This is a genomic window from Nostoc sp., from assembly GCF_036917195.1.
Taxonomy (GTDB): domain Bacteria; phylum Cyanobacteriota; class Cyanobacteriia; order Cyanobacteriales; family Nostocaceae; genus Nostoc.
Genome location: NZ_JBALDG010000086.1, coordinates 25,378 through 42,917, shown reverse-complemented (window position 1 = coordinate 42,917; position 17,540 = coordinate 25,378). Strand labels below are relative to the sequence as shown.

At 43.7% G+C, this 17,540-nt stretch carries 14 protein-coding genes, 1 other RNA gene and 4 pseudogenes; 6 read left to right on the top strand and 13 right to left on the bottom strand.

Annotated elements, in window-relative coordinates; all coding sequences use genetic code 11:
* Positions 1 to 69: 69 nt before the first annotated feature.
* On the bottom strand, positions 70 to 789 hold the full coding sequence (gene rnc, locus V7K40_RS29985; protein ID WP_334966268.1) for a ribonuclease III: 720 nt from the start codon (positions 787 to 789) through the stop codon (positions 70 to 72).
* Positions 790 to 974: 185 nt separating this feature from the next.
* Here rnc and V7K40_RS29980 point away from each other — a divergent pair, with 185 nt between their 5' ends.
* The gene (locus V7K40_RS29980; protein ID WP_334966266.1) at positions 975 to 1,124 is read left to right on the top strand and encodes a hypothetical protein; all 150 of its coding nucleotides are present in this window, start codon (positions 975 to 977) and stop codon (positions 1,122 to 1,124) included.
* Between the two features lie 61 nt (positions 1,125 to 1,185).
* A pseudogene (locus tag V7K40_RS29975) lies at positions 1,186 to 1,326 on the top strand (IS1 family transposase); the annotation flags it as partial.
* A gap of 87 nt (positions 1,327 to 1,413) precedes the next feature.
* Here the strand turns inward: V7K40_RS29975 and V7K40_RS29970 are convergent.
* From V7K40_RS29970 to groL, 6 genes and pseudogenes are all read right to left on the bottom strand, one after another.
* Positions 1,414 to 3,084 carry an NAD(P)/FAD-dependent oxidoreductase gene (locus V7K40_RS29970; protein WP_334966264.1) on the bottom strand — a complete coding sequence of 557 codons (1,671 nt, stop codon included), beginning with the start codon at positions 3,082 to 3,084 and terminating at the stop codon, positions 1,414 to 1,416.
* A 385-nt stretch (positions 3,085 to 3,469) separates the two neighbouring features.
* A pseudogene (locus tag V7K40_RS29965) lies at positions 3,470 to 3,610 on the bottom strand (ISKra4 family transposase); the annotation flags it as partial.
* 148 nt (positions 3,611 to 3,758) lie between these two features.
* Positions 3,759 to 4,184, bottom strand: an RNA gene (rnpB, locus tag V7K40_RS29960) — RNase P RNA component class A.
* 43 nt (positions 4,185 to 4,227) lie between these two features.
* The gene (locus V7K40_RS29955; protein WP_334966262.1) at positions 4,228 to 4,926 is read right to left on the bottom strand and encodes a hypothetical protein; all 699 of its coding nucleotides are present in this window, start codon (positions 4,924 to 4,926) and stop codon (positions 4,228 to 4,230) included.
* Between the two features lie 65 nt (positions 4,927 to 4,991).
* Positions 4,992 to 6,134: a magnesium/cobalt transporter CorA gene (gene corA, locus V7K40_RS29950; RefSeq protein WP_334966260.1), complete on the bottom strand. Its 1,143-nt coding sequence runs from the start codon at positions 6,132 to 6,134 to the stop codon at positions 4,992 to 4,994.
* Between the two features lie 292 nt (positions 6,135 to 6,426).
* Entirely contained in the window at positions 6,427 to 8,103 is a 1,677-nt protein-coding gene (gene groL / locus V7K40_RS29945; RefSeq protein WP_334966258.1) for a chaperonin GroEL, read from the bottom strand.
* 158 nt (positions 8,104 to 8,261) lie between these two features.
* Here groL and V7K40_RS29940 point away from each other — a divergent pair, with 158 nt between their 5' ends.
* Positions 8,262 to 9,344 (top strand): MraY family glycosyltransferase, encoded by a 1,083-nt coding sequence (locus V7K40_RS29940; protein WP_334966255.1) that lies wholly within the window; start codon positions 8,262 to 8,264, stop codon positions 9,342 to 9,344.
* An 18-nt stretch (positions 9,345 to 9,362) separates the two neighbouring features.
* Here V7K40_RS29940 and V7K40_RS29935 read toward each other — a convergent pair.
* Positions 9,363 to 9,563, bottom strand: a pseudogene (locus V7K40_RS29935) (DUF2887 domain-containing protein); the annotation flags it as partial.
* Between the two features lie 186 nt (positions 9,564 to 9,749).
* Between V7K40_RS29935 and V7K40_RS29930 the strand changes: the two are divergent.
* A complete protein-coding gene (locus tag V7K40_RS29930; protein WP_334966253.1) occupies positions 9,750 to 10,592 on the top strand; it encodes an alpha/beta hydrolase in 843 nt (280 codons plus the stop codon).
* A 489-nt stretch (positions 10,593 to 11,081) separates the two neighbouring features.
* On the opposite strand, the gene fabG is transcribed toward V7K40_RS29930, so the two are convergent.
* Positions 11,082 to 11,828, bottom strand: coding sequence for a 3-oxoacyl-[acyl-carrier-protein] reductase (fabG, locus tag V7K40_RS29925; protein WP_334966251.1), 747 nt, complete (start codon positions 11,826 to 11,828; stop codon positions 11,082 to 11,084).
* 660 nt (positions 11,829 to 12,488) lie between these two features.
* Here fabG and trxA point away from each other — a divergent pair.
* Positions 12,489 to 12,806, top strand: coding sequence for a thioredoxin (gene trxA / locus V7K40_RS29920; RefSeq protein WP_334966249.1), 318 nt, complete (start codon positions 12,489 to 12,491; stop codon positions 12,804 to 12,806).
* A 250-nt stretch (positions 12,807 to 13,056) separates the two neighbouring features.
* Entirely contained in the window at positions 13,057 to 13,221 is a 165-nt protein-coding gene (locus V7K40_RS29915; protein WP_334966247.1) for a hypothetical protein, read from the top strand.
* A 71-nt stretch (positions 13,222 to 13,292) separates the two neighbouring features.
* Here V7K40_RS29915 and V7K40_RS29910 read toward each other — a convergent pair whose 3' ends face one another.
* The 4 genes and pseudogenes from V7K40_RS29910 to V7K40_RS29895 all read right to left on the bottom strand — a co-directional run bounded on the left by V7K40_RS29910 (position 13,293) and on the right by V7K40_RS29895 (position 17,532).
* Complete coding sequence (locus tag V7K40_RS29910; RefSeq protein WP_334966245.1) at positions 13,293 to 15,212, bottom strand: iron uptake porin; 1,920 nt, start codon at positions 15,210 to 15,212, stop codon at positions 13,293 to 13,295.
* Between the two features lie 526 nt (positions 15,213 to 15,738).
* Positions 15,739 to 16,227, bottom strand: a complete 489-nt coding sequence (locus V7K40_RS29905) for a hypothetical protein (protein ID WP_334966243.1) — start codon at positions 16,225 to 16,227, stop codon at positions 15,739 to 15,741.
* Positions 16,228 to 16,490: 263 nt separating this feature from the next.
* Positions 16,491 to 16,583 (bottom strand): annotated as a pseudogene (locus V7K40_RS29900) (isoprenyl transferase); the annotation flags it as partial.
* A gap of 10 nt (positions 16,584 to 16,593) precedes the next feature.
* Positions 16,594 to 17,532 (bottom strand): ferritin-like domain-containing protein, encoded by a 939-nt coding sequence (locus tag V7K40_RS29895; RefSeq protein WP_334966241.1) that lies wholly within the window; start codon positions 17,530 to 17,532, stop codon positions 16,594 to 16,596.
* Positions 17,533 to 17,540 lie beyond the last annotated feature (8 nt).

Sequence of the window (17,540 nt, the reverse complement as noted above, 5' to 3'; positions counted from 1 at the left end):
ATTTGTATTGAAAGGACGAAGGACAAATGACAATCAACTGATTATCAGCTAATCAACCGTTTTTTCAACTCAGGGTATTTCCGGATTAGAAATTGCTAAAAAAGCTACCTTAGCTGCGGCTTGTTCAGCAGTTTTGATCGAGCGCCCCTTACCAACTCCTAGCTTATTTCCGTTCAGCCAAACTTCAGCCATGAAACGTTCTTGATTGCGGTACGGTTGACTGACTTCCACAACCCGATACTCTGGTAGAACTTTAAATTGTGCCTGAGTCCATTCTTGGAGAGCAGCTTTGTAATTAAGTCTGGCTGGATCGAGGCGAATTTCTGTCGTTAGTTGTTGGAAGTGGGGATCTAGCCAAGAGCGGATCAGTTCCAGATTTTGAGTGCTTAAGTAAAGCGCACCCAAAACTGCTTCAAAAGCATCTGCCAGTCGTGACTCTAGACCAATTTTATCAGCAGTAGCACTACCAGCGACTAGTAAGTATAACTCCAAACCATAAACTCTTGCCAATTGGGCGAGGATGCGATCGCTCACCAACACCGAACGAATTGCCGCAAAATCCCCTACTGGACAATCGGGATAATTTTCCCATAACACAACAGCCGACACCAGCCGCACCACTGCATCGCCAACAAACTCCAGCTGTTCATAATTTGCCGAATCAGAGACAGTGGGATGAGTTAGCGCTAAATCCAGCAGTTCCCACTTTATAGGTGCTTCTAGCGACAAACCTAATTTCTGGACTAAACTTTCGAGTTGGCGCTGACGGCGTGGATAAGCAAGGGGCATTACATGACAAAGGGATGGGGGCAGGGGAGCAGGGGAAGGCAACTAGCTATCTATTTTATATCCCTAAAGTTCTTGGACTATTACTTTAGCAACTTTTCGCTACTTCTCTCTATCTAACTTCTCTTAGATAGCTTGACGGCAAAATTAATCCACTCCTGACCTTCCCTGTTGTAGCCTGCAAGCAAGTGTCAGAGAATAAAGGATTGAAGTTGAAGTCTCCTATATTCTCTCAAGTACAAGCGCTAGAAGCAACGCTAGAGGCTATGGGAACACCTACACCGGAGCAGTCAGCATTGCTCAAGGTGACGATGGAAGGAAGTATTTCAGTGGACTAACGATCACTCTATTATTGGGCGATCGCTAACTCTGGTTACATCTTAATAATAACCGCGATCACGATGCGCCATTGCATACACCGACTTCTGGGCAGCTTACGCAAGAGTTCTGCCGAGCAAGCGACATCTAGCTGTGGGCAAGGAAACGGGCAAGACCAGCTACATTGAGCGGTTCAACAACACGCTCAGACAACAAGTGTCACTGGCCTAAAGCAATAAGTACAAATACTACTTCTATTAGACCACCATTAGTTCTTGCAGCACAACCCGATGCGGTGCGGCGCGTTAATTAGCCACGGGGGAGTGCAGCATGTCTTTCGGCGTCATTGCCCGGAATCAATACGAACCCTTCGTAGCCTTTTGCCGCAACGTCGTCGCATTTCTGCACGTATTGGGGAAAGCCGAGGTAGGGCATGAACATGCGCGACTTACCAGGGATGTTTGCCCCTAGGTACCACGAGTTGCACGTAGGATAGAGCGTAGCACCGGCCACTTCGTTGACGTGGTTGACCCAAGCGTCCTGCGCCGCGAGCGTCGGCTCGATACACGCAAAGCCGTGGTTGAGAACGTAGAGAACGCAGTCGGCGATCCATTCAACGTGCTGCTCGATGGACGGAATCATGTTCGTTAGCACGGAAGGACTGCCGGGACCGGTAATGGTGAACAGGTTTGGGAAGCCGACCGTCGCAACCCCGAGATAGGTGCGTGGTCCCTCGGCCCACGCCTCCTTGAGCGATCGCCCACCCTTGCCGCGAATATTGATTTTCAGCAATGAGCCCGTCATCGCGTCATATCCGGTGGCGAACACGATGGCATCGAGCTCGTATTCTTTGCCCTTCACCGTGAGGCCGTGCTCCGTGATCTCCTCAATGGGCGAGCTGCTCACGTCGACCAAGGTAACGTTTGACCGATTGAACGTCTGGTAGTAGCCTGTATCCACACACAGGCGCTTGCAGGCGACGACGGTGCGAGGCGACAGCTTTTCAGCAATATTCGGATCGTGCACAGCCTCGCGGATTTTCCCATGAATAAACTCTACTGCCGTATCGTTGGCTTCCTTGCTGAACAACAAGTCGGCAAACGCCCCGAGCAATGACAACCCGCCATGCTCCCATCGCTTTTCGTATTCGCGCTGTCGCTCTTCCGGCGGCGTCGCCAACGCTGACACCTCGTTGTGACGAATGTTGATACCGGAAGGCAGCAGCTTGTTGTGTGCTCTGAAATTGGCGTAGTTGGCTTTGACTTCTCGCTGCACCTCTGGGTTCAGCGGACCGTTGTGCGCCGGAATGGTATAGGCGGGAGTGCGCTGGAACACGAAGAGGTGAGACGCTTGCTGGGCGATCAGGGGAATAAACTGAATGGCAGACGAGCCTGTGCCGATCACGCCGACCCGCTTGCCGATGAAGTCGTCTCCCTCGTGCGCCCAGTTGCCAGTGTGATACGATGGACCTGCGAAGTGCTCGCGCCCTTTGAAGTTCGGCGTCTTCGTGGACGAGAGGCATCCCGTCGCCATCACACAGAATTGTGCCGATACCTGATCGCCCGCACTCGTCTCGATGCTCCAGCGCCCTGCCGTCTCATTGAAGGTGGCGGTCAGCACGCGCGTGTTGAGTTGGATATCACGCCGCAGCTCGAAGCGATCCGCAACGTGATTGAGATATCGCAGAATCTCCGGTTGCGAGGCGTACCGCTCCGTCCACATCCACTCTTGCTGCAACTCATCGGAGAACTGGTAGGAATACTCCATGCTCTCGATATCGCACCGCGCCCCTGGATAGCGATTCCAAAACCATGTGCCGCCGACGCCGCTACCCGCCTCGAAGACGCGGGCAGAAAGCCCAAGCCCACGCATACGATGCAGCATGTAGAGTCCGGCGAATCCAGCACCGACAATCACTGCATCGAAATCACCGCCCGGTTCCTGGTTAGTTTCCATAGGGTTCAGTTTTACTTCAGCCATATCTCAGCCTCCTCCAGGGCAAACGCATCTAAATTACTCTTGATCGCTACCAAAATTAAGAACCATCGTTTGATTTACTTTCCAAGACTCAATGCGATGTCTACGACAGGCTACGCCTACGCTAAAAGCTTTGTCAATAAGTAAGGATTAATGAGATTCTTTTTCAGCTTATTGAGAATAAACTAGTATTATTGACATGATACGGCTGCCCTGTAGCCTTTTCGGAGTCGTAATTCAAACTAACAGGGGCTTGGCTCATCGGTCTCTTAGCTAACAATCTATTGTACCCTGAGTTTTAGGTTGTCTTTGGCTAGGATTTGGCACACTTTTCCGATTTGGTAAGTGTTTGGTACTTTCGTCCGTTCCATGATTCGCTGTACCACGTCTAGCGCTGCGCTCCAACTATTTGTAATCGCTTATCGATTTGCTTAACGGCTGACTCTACTGCTCCAGAACCAATCGAGCTTAATTGCTCGGCTTGGAAGTACATATAATTGACCAAACGATGTCTATGTTTGCGTAGGTAGTTTGTAAATTGGCTAACTCCTACATGTTTAGTGTTGTTGAGCTTGGTAATTGCTTGTTCGACTTGTCCGTACCAAAGTTAACGATCGCACAAAATCCGTACAAAAAATAATGGAGTACAAACCGTGAAAGGTTCATACTCCATTGCAGGGAAAGACTAGGTAGTAAGCCGGGTTCTGTTCTCTTGCGAGGGCAGTTATCTATCTGGGACGCTTGTTACCAAACGCCTCTAGCGGCTCTCATTGAACGGAACTGGTAAAAGACCAACCGTAGTTCCTATCGCCTTGCTCCCAACCGGGGTTTACCGAGCCAGCACCTCTCGATACTGCTGGTGCGCTCTTACCGCACCTTTGCACCCTTACCAGATCAGTTAAAAATGTAAAATTAAAAATTAAAAATTACTCATTTTACATTTTTAATTTTTAATTTTTAATTGTTCTGGCGGTATCTTTCTGTGGCACTATCCTCACGATCGCTCGCACTGGACGTTATCCAGCAAGTTTGGTCTTTCGGGAGTCCGGACTTTCCTCAAACCAGTGATTATGACTGATCTGCAACCGCCTGCGCCTACTCTCTCCTTAGATCCAGTGTACCCGGTTGACAGAGGGGGTTGACAGGTTATTGCTTTTTTTTATTCCAAGGTAGAGCGTAAGTCCAAGGTAGTTTTCTGACTGTGAAAGGACAATTGATAATACTAATGGCAGGAAAATCACGACCTGGGGCTAGACCTAAACGCACTTCAGATATCCTAAGCACCAGTTGCAGGGAAAAGTCCAACTCCTTTCTTCCGTTAATAAAGTCGTTGTACAATTTTTTTTGCCCTTTTTGCAGCCCGTTAATATCAATTAGTGGTTTTTTTGCTGAATAGGTTCCAGCTACTTGGTCGCGCTCAAAAACATCTTCTGCTGTCACCGTTTCAGAAAGTGTTTTTTTGGGGGCAATCAGGCTAGGACTTTGAGGCACAGCTAAGTCGCGGGTTAAGTCTGGTGATTTCCGAATCACGCGGCGCGATTGCTTGCTATGTTCAACTACCAAAGAGCTATTGTCCCAGTCAACGTATACGGCAACATTATCAGATTTATTTTCAATGCTAATTCCTAAATCTTTCAGTTCATCAATTGGGTATGAGGATTTGAGTTTAAAGGAAATCCCAATTTTATCGTCGAGATTGTGTTCTTTCAGTTGCTCCTCAACGGTTCCTTTCTTAAATTCATATTTAACTTGGTCATCGATGGATTCAACCATGCGGTTAAAAACATAGGAAACACCAATAATATAAATTGTCAAAACTACTAAATTTTGGTCGTTACTCCTCATAACTCAAAAATCTCAACTCTCGGTGCTAATAAATGTATATTTGACTCATCGTCCATCTGCAATTATTAATTACGCTTCATTGTTACAGAATTTTGCAGCCAGCCTCGTTGCCAAAAAAAGAATAGTAAACCAAATGCGATCGCTAACATTATTGCCCAGCAAAGTGGATAGCCCCAATACCAATTCAATTCAGGCATATTATATGGCGATTTTTCAGTACTGAAATTCATCCCATATACTCCGGCAATAAAAGTCAGTGGAATAAAAATTGTTGAAACTATCGTTAGTACCTTCATGATTTCATTCATTTTATTACTCACTGCCGAAAGGTACACATCCATTAATCCAGATGCTAGTTCTCGGTAAGTTTCCACCATATCCATCACTTGCACTGTATGGTCATAACAGTCTCGCAAGTAGATTCGCACTTCCTCACCAATCAAATCACTGCCATCTCGAATCAAAGAATTAATTGCATCTCGCTGGGGCCAGATAGCACGACGCAGTTGCAATAATTCTCGCCTAATTTGATAAATATGTTGTAGTGTTTGTGGGGTAGGTCTGACTATCACCTCTTCTTCTAACTCTTCGATTCGCTCACCATAAAGCTCTAGCACTGGGAAAAAACCATCAATAATCGCATCTAACACGGCGTAAGCTAAATAATCGGCTCCCTGTTTGCGAATAGTACCTTTGTTTTTTTCAATTCGCAATCGCACTCCTTCAAAACAATCATGTTCTGGCTCTTCTTGTACTGTCAGCAAATAATTTTTCCCTAATATCAAACTCACTTGCTCGCTATAAAAACCACATGTTTTTTCCTTTGCTACTACCATGCGGGCAATGAATAGCAATTGGTCTTCATAATCCTCTATTTTAGGACGCTCTGGTACATTAACTATATCTTCTAAAACTAGAGGAGGTAACTTAAAAACCTTACCCAATCGTTGTAATATATCTTGACTACCTAAACCTTGTACGTCTACCCAAGAAATAGATTCCATTTCTAGATATGGGACACACTCCTCTGGGGTTGCTATTTGCTCACGGATGAAATTAGTTTGGTTATAGTCAATCAAGAAAATTATTGGCGGCGGAGCATCTGCATCAATAAAAATGGTTCCAGGTAGAGTCCCTGGTTGGTGATAGAACTCATCTTCATATGGCCTAGTTACTATTTTGGGAGGGCGGTGCAATTTTCGTGCCATTAGATATTACCTAATAGTTATTAGTAATTTGTCATTTGTCAGTCGTAAAAATAACTGACTAGTTATAGAAGAAGCGTTATGATTTATTTCAGCTTTTGCTAGTAATTTTACAAAAATTAATCCAAAGACAGTTATTTTGAGATTAAGCAACCCTAATGATTATATTTATTTATGTCCAGCGACTTCCCAGCAATACAGATAACATATCGCCTCTAAATCAGCAATGCGATAAAAAACAGTTTGCCTTAATAAGACAAACTGCTTAAAAAATATTTATCTGGGTGAGCAGAAGTTAGAACATGCCGCCCATGCCGCCCATACCGCCCATGCCACCCATGCCGCCCATACCGCCCATACCGCCCATATCAGGGGCAGGAGCAGCGGATTTCTTCTCGGGCTTTTCAACAACGATCGCTTCGGTGGTTAAAACCAAACCAGCAATGGAACCAGCATTTTGCAAAGCTGAACGCACAACTTTGGCAGGGTCGATAATACCAGCAGCGATCAAGTCTTCAAAATCACCGGTAGCGGCGTTGTAGCCAATGTTCAAGTCGCCATCGCGGACTCTAGAGACAATCACAGAACCTTCAGCACCAGCGTTCTCTGCTATTTGGCGCAAGGGGGCTTCTAGCGCTCGTCCGACAATATCAGCCCCAATTTTTTCTTCTTCGTCTTCTAGGCTGTTTTTAATCGTTTCTACCGTCTTGGCTAAGTGAATTAGGGTCGTTCCACCACCAGGAACAATACCTTCTTCCACAGCGGCTTTAGTAGCGTTGAGCGCGTCTTCAATTCGCAGTTTGCGATCTTTGAGTTCGGTTTCGGTTGCCGCACCCACTTTAATCACTGCCACACCGCCAGCGAGTTTGGCGATCCGTTCTTGCAGTTTTTCTTTATCGTAGTCAGAATCGGTTTCTTCTAACTGCCTGCGAATTTGACCAATCCGCTTTTGTACCTCTGGCTTGGTGACACTGCCAGCTACAATGGTGGTGCTTTCTTTGTCAATAGTGATTTTGCGAGCAGTTCCCAGCGCTTCTAAAGAAGCGGTATCCAAACTTAAGCCGATTTCTTCAGAAATCAACTGTCCATCGGTGAGAATAGCAATATCTTCTAACAAAGCTTTGCGGCGATCGCCAAACCCAGGTGCTTTGATCGCAGCTACAGTAAGTACACCCCGCGCTTTGTTCACCACCAAAGTTGCCAAAGCGTCCCCTTCCACATCTTCAGCGATGATCAGCAAGGGCTGACCAGAACGGGCGACTTTTTCCAACACTGGTACTAAATCCTGGATGCTGCTGATTTTTTTGTCAGTAACCAAGATCCGGGCGTTTTCAAATTCTACGATTTGCCGCTCATTGTTAGTGACGAAGTAGGGAGAAATATAGCCCCTGTCAATCTGCATCCCCTCAACTACTTCTAGTTCAGTTGTCAGGGATTTAGATTCTTCAACGGTAATTACACCATCTTTGGTGACTTTTTCCATTGCTTGGGCTAACATTTCGCCAACTTCTTCATCATTACCAGCTGAGACAGTGGCAACTTGAGCGATCGCACTTCCTTCTACTGGCTTGGCTACCTTGGTAATTTCTTTTACCAGTGCTTCAATAGTTTTGTCGATCCCGCGCTTCAAGCTAACTGGGTTACTACCCGCCGCGACGTTCTTCAAACCTTCCCGAATCAAGGCTTGGGCCAAAACTGTGGCAGTGGTGGTGCCATCTCCAGCGACATCTTTAGTTTTTGAGGCTACTTCCTGGATGAGTCTTGCACCAGTATTTTCCAAAGGATCTTCTAATTCAATTTCCTTGGCAACAGTGATACCATCATTGACAATTTGGGGTGCGCCAAATTTTTTCTCTAAAAGGACATTGCGACCTTTGGGCCCCAAGGTGATTTTTACGGCATCTGCAAGGGCGTTAACACCCCTTTCTAGAGATCGCCGTGATTCCTCGTCAAATGCAATAATTTTCGCCATGTTTTATTTCTCTAGCGCTTCCATTAGACAATTTAGCACTCACACGGCAAGAGTGCTAATCTCCCAACTGGCTCAATTTACAAATGGAAATAAAAAAAATTGATTAATATACAGGTGATGCTCATATTAGATACTGGCAGTAATGCTTGAATTGGGAGATGAATCTAGACAACTCCCTTAAGTCCCTTGGTATTGCCGACCCTAGCGGCACCGGCTGGTTGGCGGTAGTATTTACATTCCTCTTGGCTTGTCTTGTAACTTGGCGTTTAATTCCGACAATCCGCAAATTCGCCTTGCGCGTAGGTTGGGCTGACCAACCCAACGCACGGCGACTCAACCGAGAACCTTTACCCAATGCAGGGGGGCTAGCTATCTACGCGGGTGTGATTGCCGCGCTGGTATTAGCTAGCCTTTTACGACCTATCGAACTCCAAAACGTATTGGCTCAGGTGCTGACTATTCTGCTGGGGGGTTCGATATTAGTCCTTGTGGGCTTTATCGATGATCAGTTCGGCTTACCGCCCTCTGTTCGATTGTGGGCGCAAATTGTCACGGCCCTGTTACTAGTTGCTAATGGTATCAGTGTTAAAGTTCTATTTGGCACACCCATCGACTCGCTCCTGTCGATGTCGCTAACAGTACTATGGGTAGTAGGAATTACTAACGCCATCAATTTGATGGATGGTATGGATGGCTTGGCAGGAGGAATCAGCTTTATTACCGCCATGAGTTTGTTGGGGGTTGCAGCCCAATTTAACAATCGGGCGGCAGCAATCTTGGTACTTGCAGCCTTGGGGGGTGCAGCACTAGGCTTTTTGCGCCATAACTTCCATCCATCACGAATTATTATGGGTGATGCTGGAGCATACTTTTTCGGCTATGTACTGGCAGCAACTAGTATTTTAGGCAAACTGCAACAAAACACAGTTTATGCGCTGATTCCTACGGTTTTATTTCTGTTGTTACCAGTGCTAGACACCACTCAAGTATTTGTGCGGCGGTTACTAGCAGGAAATAACCCTCTGAGTACTCCTGGCAAAGACCACCTGCACCACAGTTTACTTGCTTGGGGACTCTCCCAGCGCCATGCTGCATTCACGCTTTGGTCAATTACCTTAGTTTTCAACTTGCTGGCGATGAGAATACAAGGTATGAGTTTAGCTGTGATCCTGACTACTGCCAGTAGCATTATCATTCTTTTGGGCTTTACTGTCTGGCAAAGAATACGCCAACAGCCCTAGTTGCTTGTAGGGTGGGCATTTAACTTCAACAAAATAAATTGGGTGACTGTTAGTATCAGCAACAGAAAGAAAGACTCCATCGATACGAAATGCTGTTTGTTTCAATTCTACTGAAGCGAAATTATATGCATTTGCTTCTGATGATTGCAGATTGATTAATTCAAAAAAAGCACTGGGAAAAGTTTGAAATAAACAATAAAAAATGGAGTCTGTTTTCATGTAGGCGAAGATGATTGTTCTAAGTTTTTTCAGCCTGTTTGTCTCAAAGGTTGGGTGAAGCAAGACAATCAAGTGCGCTGATTAATGTTTTGTAGCTCTTTGTAGGGTGGGTTAAGTGATCGCTTAATCCACCATCAAATGCCATATACAACCAGTCCAAAACTAGTTCAAAGGCCAAAATAGAAGATGATTCAAGAACAGGCAATCAAAATTAAAAGAGGCTTTGTGGATAGGTCGTGGGGTCAAGTGCATTACCGGACGGCTGGCAGTGGTTCGGCACTGGTACTCACGCACAAAACTTACTTTTCTTCTCGTAGTTTTATTAGAGTTATGCCGCTGCTAGCTCCCGATTTTCGAGTAATTGCGCTAGATACTCCCGGTCAAGGCGAGTCAGAAAATCCACCCACTCAATGGACTATTCCGCAATATGCTACAGATTTATTTGAGGTACTGGACACACTTAAAATTGAAGATTTTTACCTGGTGGGTAACAGCACTGGAGCTGCAATTGCTTGCGAAGCTGCGGTTATTTGTCCAAGTAGAATTAAAAAGCTGGTACTTTTTGGAATGCCTCGTTGGAAAGACTCAGCAGCACGCCAAGATTTACGCCAATCACCATTCTTTTATGGGCCACCAGAGGTAAAAGAGGATGGGAGCCACTATAGCGCCAATTGGCAACGGATAAAATCACTATGTGTTGGTGAACCCCCTGAATGCTTTGAAATCTATTTCCAAGAAGTGATGTCTCGGCAAGAGCGCACCTACGAGGGGATAGAAGCAGTCTTGAGGTACGATGAAGCCAGCCGTTTACCACTTATCTCGGTTCCGACTTTACTTATGTGGGCAATGGAAGACGCCATGTTCGTGCCTTTTATTGAGCACACTGCCCGACTTGTTGGGCATTCTATCACTAAGGTTTTACATGGTAGCCCCCTGATGTATCTGCGCGATCCCAAACTTTACGCCGAGACCTTACTAAGATATCTGAAATCGAATGGCACTAAGAAAGCAAACGCCTCATGTCAATAAGGCTAAAATATTATCAATAAACTGAAAATTAATCGCATTAAGCCATATTTATTGACAAAGGTTTAGGCGATCGCAGCACTTCATCAAGGACAATCGCCTGCCCAGTCCCAACACTGTTTAATAGCTTTAAAATCTGTAGCGTTTATCCTGCATCTGGACTTTAGCCTAAAGGATAAATGCAGGTATATTTGCCAAAATTCGTTGATAATAAGAGGTTTACGAGGCGTGAAGTTAATTTAAAAGTTGAAAACTCGATTTAGAAGTTAAAAACTTGATTTAGAAGTTGAAAACTCGATTTAGAAGCTCAAAACTCGATTTAGAAGTTGAAAACTTGATTTAGAAGTTCAAAACTTGATTTACAAGAGTGGACTACCTGAAATCAAATCGGTGCGTTACGCCGAAAGCGTAACACACCCTACGAAAATTGCTGTAGACGCGATGAATCACGTCTCTAAAAATTGTTGTAGACGCAATGAATCGCGTCTCTACTTAGACCATGACCATGCCGCCATCTACGTTAAAGACTTGCCCGGTGATGTAGGCGGCTGCGGGATCGGCAGCAAGAAAGCGCACCATCCCAGCAACTTCTTCGGGCTGACCAAAGCGACCGAGTGGAATATATTTCAGAACATCTTCGGAGTTGTTGAGATTACTGGTCATGTCGGTGGTGATGAATCCAGGGGCGACAGCGTTGACAGTGATGCCGCGAGTAGCAAGTTCTTTGGCAACGCTTTTAGTGAAGCCGATTACACCTGCTTTGGCGGCACTATAGTTTGACTGACCTGGGTTGCCAATTTGCCCAGCAACGGAAGTAATGTTGATAATTCGCCCCGATCGCTGTTTGAGCATGATTTTACTGACGGTGCGTGTACATAAGAAAACACCAGTTAGGTTAAGGTCTATTACAGCTTGCCAATCTTCTGGCTTTAAACGCAAAAGTAGTGTGTCGCGGGTAATACCTGCGTTGTTGACTAAGATATCCACGCGACTGAACTTTTCCATGACGGCGTTAACTAGTGCGTCTACTTGATCACTTTTAGAAACGTCAGCTTGGATAGCGATCGCTTGACCTCCCGCATCTGTAATTTCTGTAACAACTGCCTCGGCAGCTGCACTCGAACTGGTATAATTGACAATTGCGATTGCTCCCTGTGTGGCTAATTCAATTGCGATCGCTCGGCCAATTCCTCGTGAAGCACCTGTGACAATTGCGACTTTATCTTGTAATAGTGTCATTTAATGTTCCTCAATCTTAGAAATATCGCGCTAATTATCTTATGGTGATTTGGGGAACATCTGAATATTGTCTGGATAAAAATCTAACTCTTGCGGGGTGACAATCTTGCTAGCATGATGTAATTGAGATAGTTAATAGATAATAAATAGATAAAGTTCTATGTCGTTTTTAGCTAGATATAACTCGATTAACACAAATTAACGTTTTACTATAATTAAATATCTATAGTTATTTGTCTATTAATGGATGAATAACTTAAATTGTTGATTTAATTGTAGCTGCGACGCCGATAGCGAAGCGTTAGCGAGTCTTCTCCCAAGGGGAGACGCCAAGGGCGAACGAGCGTCATAGCCAGTCGTAAACATCGTCTAATAGGATAAACTAGGAAGTGTTGCAGCTACACCCGTCGTAAACATCACTCTGGTGAACGTCTGTATAATTATTTGGTTGGTCAGGATAGGTTTAAATACATATCTAATGCATATTCACAAACGCAAACAATATATGAATTTTATTATAATTATTTAAGATTTTTGCCTGGCAAATCAGTCTATATTGATTAATCTAATCCTTTACTAACAAAAACCCATGAATCTATACCGATTTTATTTTCTAAGAATTACGATTGAAACAAACAATTGAAAATCGGTGTGTGTCATATGGCAACTAAAAAGCAATTTAACAGTTTTGAAGAGATGCTGTCTGCTTCTGATGTACCTGTATTAGTAGATTTTTACGCTGACTGGTGTGGCCCATGTCAAATGATGGTGCCAATTTTAGAGCAAGTCAATGCTCAACTCAAAGAGCGCTTGCAGATTGTCAAAATAGATACAGAAAAATACACAGATTTGGCCAGTAAGTATGAAATTTCCGCTCTACCAACTCTAGTACTATTTAAGCAGGGTCAGCCTGTGGAGCGGATAGAAGGAGTGATGCAAGCACCGCAATTGGTGCAATATCTACAAACAAAGATTTAAGCTAAGACTTACAATTTGGATTTTGGTTCTTAGAGGCGCGAAATGTTGCGTCTCTTTCAGTAGATAGTAATCCGATGTAGGGGCGCACAGCTAGCCATGCGCCCCTACACTGTTTGATTAAGCTGCTAGCAGATAAAACCTTAAGGAAATATTAGGCATATTTACTTATACGTCTAGAAAAAGTAGTTTAGAAATTAATATCACTATATTGTATAGATATAAAAAAATATCTTGACAATAAAAGCAATATATGAATTATAAGCAAGAAAGACTTGACAAAGCCTATATCTGGGCGAATATTGATTTTGATAAGGTTAAACACAGAATAAATGCAGTAACTTGGCAGATTGAGCGGGTTATACAAAAGTACCAACTTTCAAATAAAACTGGTAACCCAGGCAAAAGAACCAATTAGGTTATCTGTAAGGCGATATCTACAAAATCCCCCAAAAAATTGGGGGATTATGACTGCCTACTCCCAATCTCTTAAAATGTAAAAGTAGTCCGAAGTACACCTACAGTCGTAGTGTCATTATTGCTGTTCCCTTCTGGGTTAAACAGAACAAACGCACCAGGGGTAATGCTGATATTATCGCTAACTTGAAGGCGGTAATAGGCTTCTAAATGGTAAGGAGTCGCCCGATTGTCGCCTGTAGGCGTAAGTTGAGCAGAACCACCAGTATTACTACGAAAAAGCGGCTGACCAAAAAGAATCCCAGCAGTGTTTCCTGACTTGAATAAATCTCTGAAGTGAATTCCCGCCATCCAACTTGTAAAGGTGGTGGAAGCATCCACGTTATTGGAAGCAGCATCAGCAAATATTGCTGCACCGTAGCCAGATAATGCTATTTTGGGAGACAATCGCCATGTTACCGTACCGCCAACAGAGTTGAGTGTGAGCGGTGTTCCAACTGCAACCCCTGATAAAGCACCGATATCACTACTAACTAATCCTGTAGCCAAAATATTGATTTCGTGATAACTATGGGCATAGTTTAAACCAATATCCAGAGCAGGACTTGGCTTGAAGGTTAACTGTGTGGCAATAATACTACTACCACTAAATAAACCTGCTCCCAAAGGTGTAGTAGAAACTCCTGGTACTGCTTCAGCCGCAGATTTTTCAGGTAAATTGGCATTTACACTGCCGTATAAAGCTCTTAAATCAAAATTTGGCGAAATGTTAAAAATAAATCCCGCCGCCGATGCTAAACCTGTACCCGAAGTACCACCAGAAACCCGTAGCACAGGATTCAAGTTGCCAAAACGAGAAATTGACTCTTGTCCTTCACCATAAAAAGGCGTAATTACTGGGAAAGCATCTGATGTCTCTGCCGCAGTTCCCGCAAACAAGGTTAATTTATTAGCGACGGGAAAGACATACAGTAATTTGTAAACCTGAACACTGTTTGCGCCAACACCCGACAAAGTATTGACATTTAACCCCGGAAATTGCGGCTCAAAACTGGTACGAGCGCTACTTGCACTTAAAAGTGGCGAAGCTAATCCTAAACTTTGTTGCAGGCTACCCTGTCCATCGGCTCCACCTAAAAAGTTATAGGCTTGCAATCCAGTAATTAATGAATCTTTACCAGTAAAGCTAGTGGTGAGATTTAACCGCACTCTATTGACTAGGATGATGTTCGGATCACCCTGATTAGCAGCGCCACCACTAGCACCAACACCAGCAATTATTGCCTCTCCACTGAGTTTGGTTGTAGTAGAAAACCGATTTGCTTCTAGTTCTGCTGTGCGAGCTTCTACAGCATCTACTCGACCCCGCAATGTTGCCAATTCCGCGGCAAATTGTTCTTGTAGTTTCTGCAACGTGGCTAAATCTCCTTTGTTGACCAAATCACCAGTTGCAGTCGCAATCAGTTCGTTGATTCGGTCTAAACAAGCATTTAAGCCAGCAGCAAATTCATAGCGGGTCATCGCCCGATTACCGCGATAGGTTTGATTGGGATAACCTGCGATACAACCATAGCGCTCGACTAAAGATTGGAGTGCCTGAAAAGCCCAATCATTCGGCTGTACATCAGACAATTGCGATACGGATGTTACTTGTGCAAGTTTGTATGAGGGTGAAGATGAACTTTCAGGTTGTGGTATGATTGGCTGCCACAAGTTAATAGCAGAATCTACTTTTATATCTTGAATTTTTTGCTGTTGATTGACTGAGGGTAAATTTTTTTGAGTTTCATTAGCTATCAGCAATTTACTGGAGATATTTTTTGCTAAATTGCTTTGATGAGAATAATTCTTTTCATAGCTGCCGTCATCTTGATTAACAACTACATTTTTTTCTGCAATTTCTAAACTAGGAAGGGCTTGCACAGGTAATAACCCGACAATTAAACATAAAAATCCCATCCCACTAGCAAAAGCTAGTAGATATTTTGCCATGATCACTCCCAACACCTATAAAATAGTGGAAAAATTTATTGCGATTTTAAAATGGATTGATAAGTAAATTTAAAGTAGATTTAGCAAGAGAGTCTTGTTAACTTTAAATTTTGGATATCAGGATTTTTTCTGAATTAACTTACCAAAACATCAGTTTATATCGCAAGTATTAAATTCTAGTAAATACTATTTTGGGAAAGAATTAACAATACATCATATTGATAGTTTCTATAATTACGATAGCAATCCTAAATGGTTTTTGAACAATGCATTACGTAAAATGCTTGATTCATAAGCCTTTCAAATTTTCTCTGTTCAAATATAAAATAGGATTGCTATATTGACAAAATAATAATTTACATAAGTCTGATTTTGTGATAAGGAATAGAGGTATTGAGCCGAAATCCTTGGCTCAATAGCTAAGAAAAAATAATTTACTTAAAAAAAATTAAGAGACTGCGATCGCTGATCGATTTGGGCGCAGGCTAAGATCGGGGGGAAAACGGTGGAAATAACTTTCAAGAATTTAATCCCACCAATAGGTAATAATAACTGCATCACAATCCTGGTGAACATCTTCACCCGATAGCCCCCCTTCCAATCTAGTTCTCAGTCGGCGCTTAAGCCGCAAACCATAATCTTCATTCGTGCCATCACTTACCTCTACTGAGTCAGCTCGCCACTTTTTGCCCAAATCTAAAAGCTCTGACACTTTTATGTCTTGGTTCTCTGTAAGAATGTATAAGGTATCGGCAGGATAAGCAATGAAATGAATGATGCTGGTTTCAGGCATGGGACGATAGTTTGCCATTGCAAGAAGGGTATCGACCATACCACCAAAGCTTAAACCGTTTTCATCTGGTGCAAAGATTGGTTTTGTGAACAGAAAGCTTGCCCATAAATTCCTGTGGTTGGAAAGGTCAGTAATTACTTGTTCGCCATTAAACTCATTGAACCGACGCTCGCTGCCAAACCAAAGCAGCAAAGAGTTCTTGAGGAGAATAGGATTGAGCAATCGATTGGATTTTGGCTAAGTCAAGCATCGCATTTACGGGAAGTAGTATTTTTAACAAAACATTTGTAACTACCCTTGCAGTTTATTTACCCACTGCCTGTTATTCTGATAGTTACTTCGGTCTGTCATAGCAGATAGATTATCCTCAATAATGTTTTCATTTATTAGCGCTCATATACCATCCTGGTAATGTGGGTGCTTTTACTTTATCCCTGATGGCAAAATCCGGTTTAATTTTGAGGAAATGTCTGGTGTTTAGTACACTACGCTGACAATGAAGCTTTAACTTGACTAAAACGGCGATCGCGTCCTTGGTAGCTCAACAAAGCCTGATAAAATGCTTCTCTATTAAAATCTAGTCCTGTACTAATGAGTAATTCCAAATAAATCTTGCAAATACTCTGATGTCAAGCTATTATTCCAACTCCACAGACGACGCATTGTATAGGTGAAGGTGTAAAGGAGAGTTGTTTTGTTGGTCAATGACCAAGCATTCCAGTTGAGGGTAGCCATCATCCGCCGTAGGGTACGCATCAGGTTATTGCGCTGATAGTTTTGCGATCGCGTTTTGATCAGCGTGCGTCCAATTCGTATCAACCCAGTATCAGGGAAAGTCCAGACTCCAAACCCCCAAAATTTAGTCATGTGGTTGATTTCATCCTGTGCTAATTCCTCTAGAACATCCTGGAGTGCGCCAGTGGTGTGAGCCATCAGCCAAATATAAAGACAGGTAGCACCGTATTCTGTGGCAATCCTGTGTAAGCCGTGGCGATATAGGTCTTCATCAGCGTCACCTGTGGGGAGATAGCTTCTAACAGTACGAAGTTTTGGGGTAATTTTCTCGCCTGTTAATTGGGTGTAGACTTTGATTAATCCTGGTGTATGCTGACGTTCTTCCTTTTCCCACAAACCAAGTTCCAGCAGTTCGCCATCTTCACCGACTGTTCCACCAACAAACCGAGCCATTTGAGGATGCAATTTTTCCAAATACTGCCGACTTGTTTGGGTATAGCCGCGAATCGGGGCTTCTGTATTGATCGCACCTATCAATATAGATAAAAATACCTCTGCGTCTAAGCCGATAATTTGATTGCGGTTAATTGTTTGCCAGTCGATGGGTTTCCAGGGACGCGGTTGGGGGTTAGCAAACTGTATCGGTAAATCTTGCAGATGATCATGTAGTTTTTCAACCGCAAGATATTTGTCTATGAGCGAACGAATACGGCGCTGTGTTTGAAGGTAGTGAGGGCTGGGATAGCTTTGACCTGCTAAGTCTTCTGTAACTGGGCTGATAGAATTAAGCATGTTTTTAT

Excerpts from the sequence above, each read along its gene's own strand:
- rnc (WP_334966268.1), bottom strand. The coding sequence starts at position 789 with ATGCCCCTTGCTTATCCACGCCGTCAGCGCCAACTCGAAAGTTTAGTC.
- V7K40_RS29970 (WP_334966264.1), bottom strand. The coding sequence starts at position 3,084 with ATGGCTGAAGTAAAACTGAACCCTATGGAAACTAACCAGGAACCGGGC.
- V7K40_RS29955 (WP_334966262.1), bottom strand. The coding sequence starts at position 4,926 with ATGAGGAGTAACGACCAAAATTTAGTAGTTTTGACAATTTATATTATT.
- corA (WP_334966260.1), bottom strand. The coding sequence starts at position 6,134 with ATGGCACGAAAATTGCACCGCCCTCCCAAAATAGTAACTAGGCCATAT.
- groL (WP_334966258.1), bottom strand. The coding sequence starts at position 8,103 with ATGGCGAAAATTATTGCATTTGACGAGGAATCACGGCGATCTCTAGAA.
- V7K40_RS29940 (WP_334966255.1), top strand. The coding sequence starts at position 8,262 with ATGAATCTAGACAACTCCCTTAAGTCCCTTGGTATTGCCGACCCTAGC.
- V7K40_RS29930 (WP_334966253.1), top strand. The coding sequence starts at position 9,750 with ATGATTCAAGAACAGGCAATCAAAATTAAAAGAGGCTTTGTGGATAGG.
- fabG (WP_334966251.1), bottom strand. The coding sequence starts at position 11,828 with ATGACACTATTACAAGATAAAGTCGCAATTGTCACAGGTGCTTCACGA.
- trxA (WP_334966249.1), top strand. The coding sequence starts at position 12,489 with ATGGCAACTAAAAAGCAATTTAACAGTTTTGAAGAGATGCTGTCTGCT.
- V7K40_RS29915 (WP_334966247.1), top strand. The coding sequence starts at position 13,057 with ATGAATTATAAGCAAGAAAGACTTGACAAAGCCTATATCTGGGCGAAT.
- V7K40_RS29910 (WP_334966245.1), bottom strand. The coding sequence starts at position 15,212 with ATGGCAAAATATCTACTAGCTTTTGCTAGTGGGATGGGATTTTTATGT.
- V7K40_RS29895 (WP_334966241.1), bottom strand. The coding sequence starts at position 17,532 with ATGCTTAATTCTATCAGCCCAGTTACAGAAGACTTAGCAGGTCAAAGC.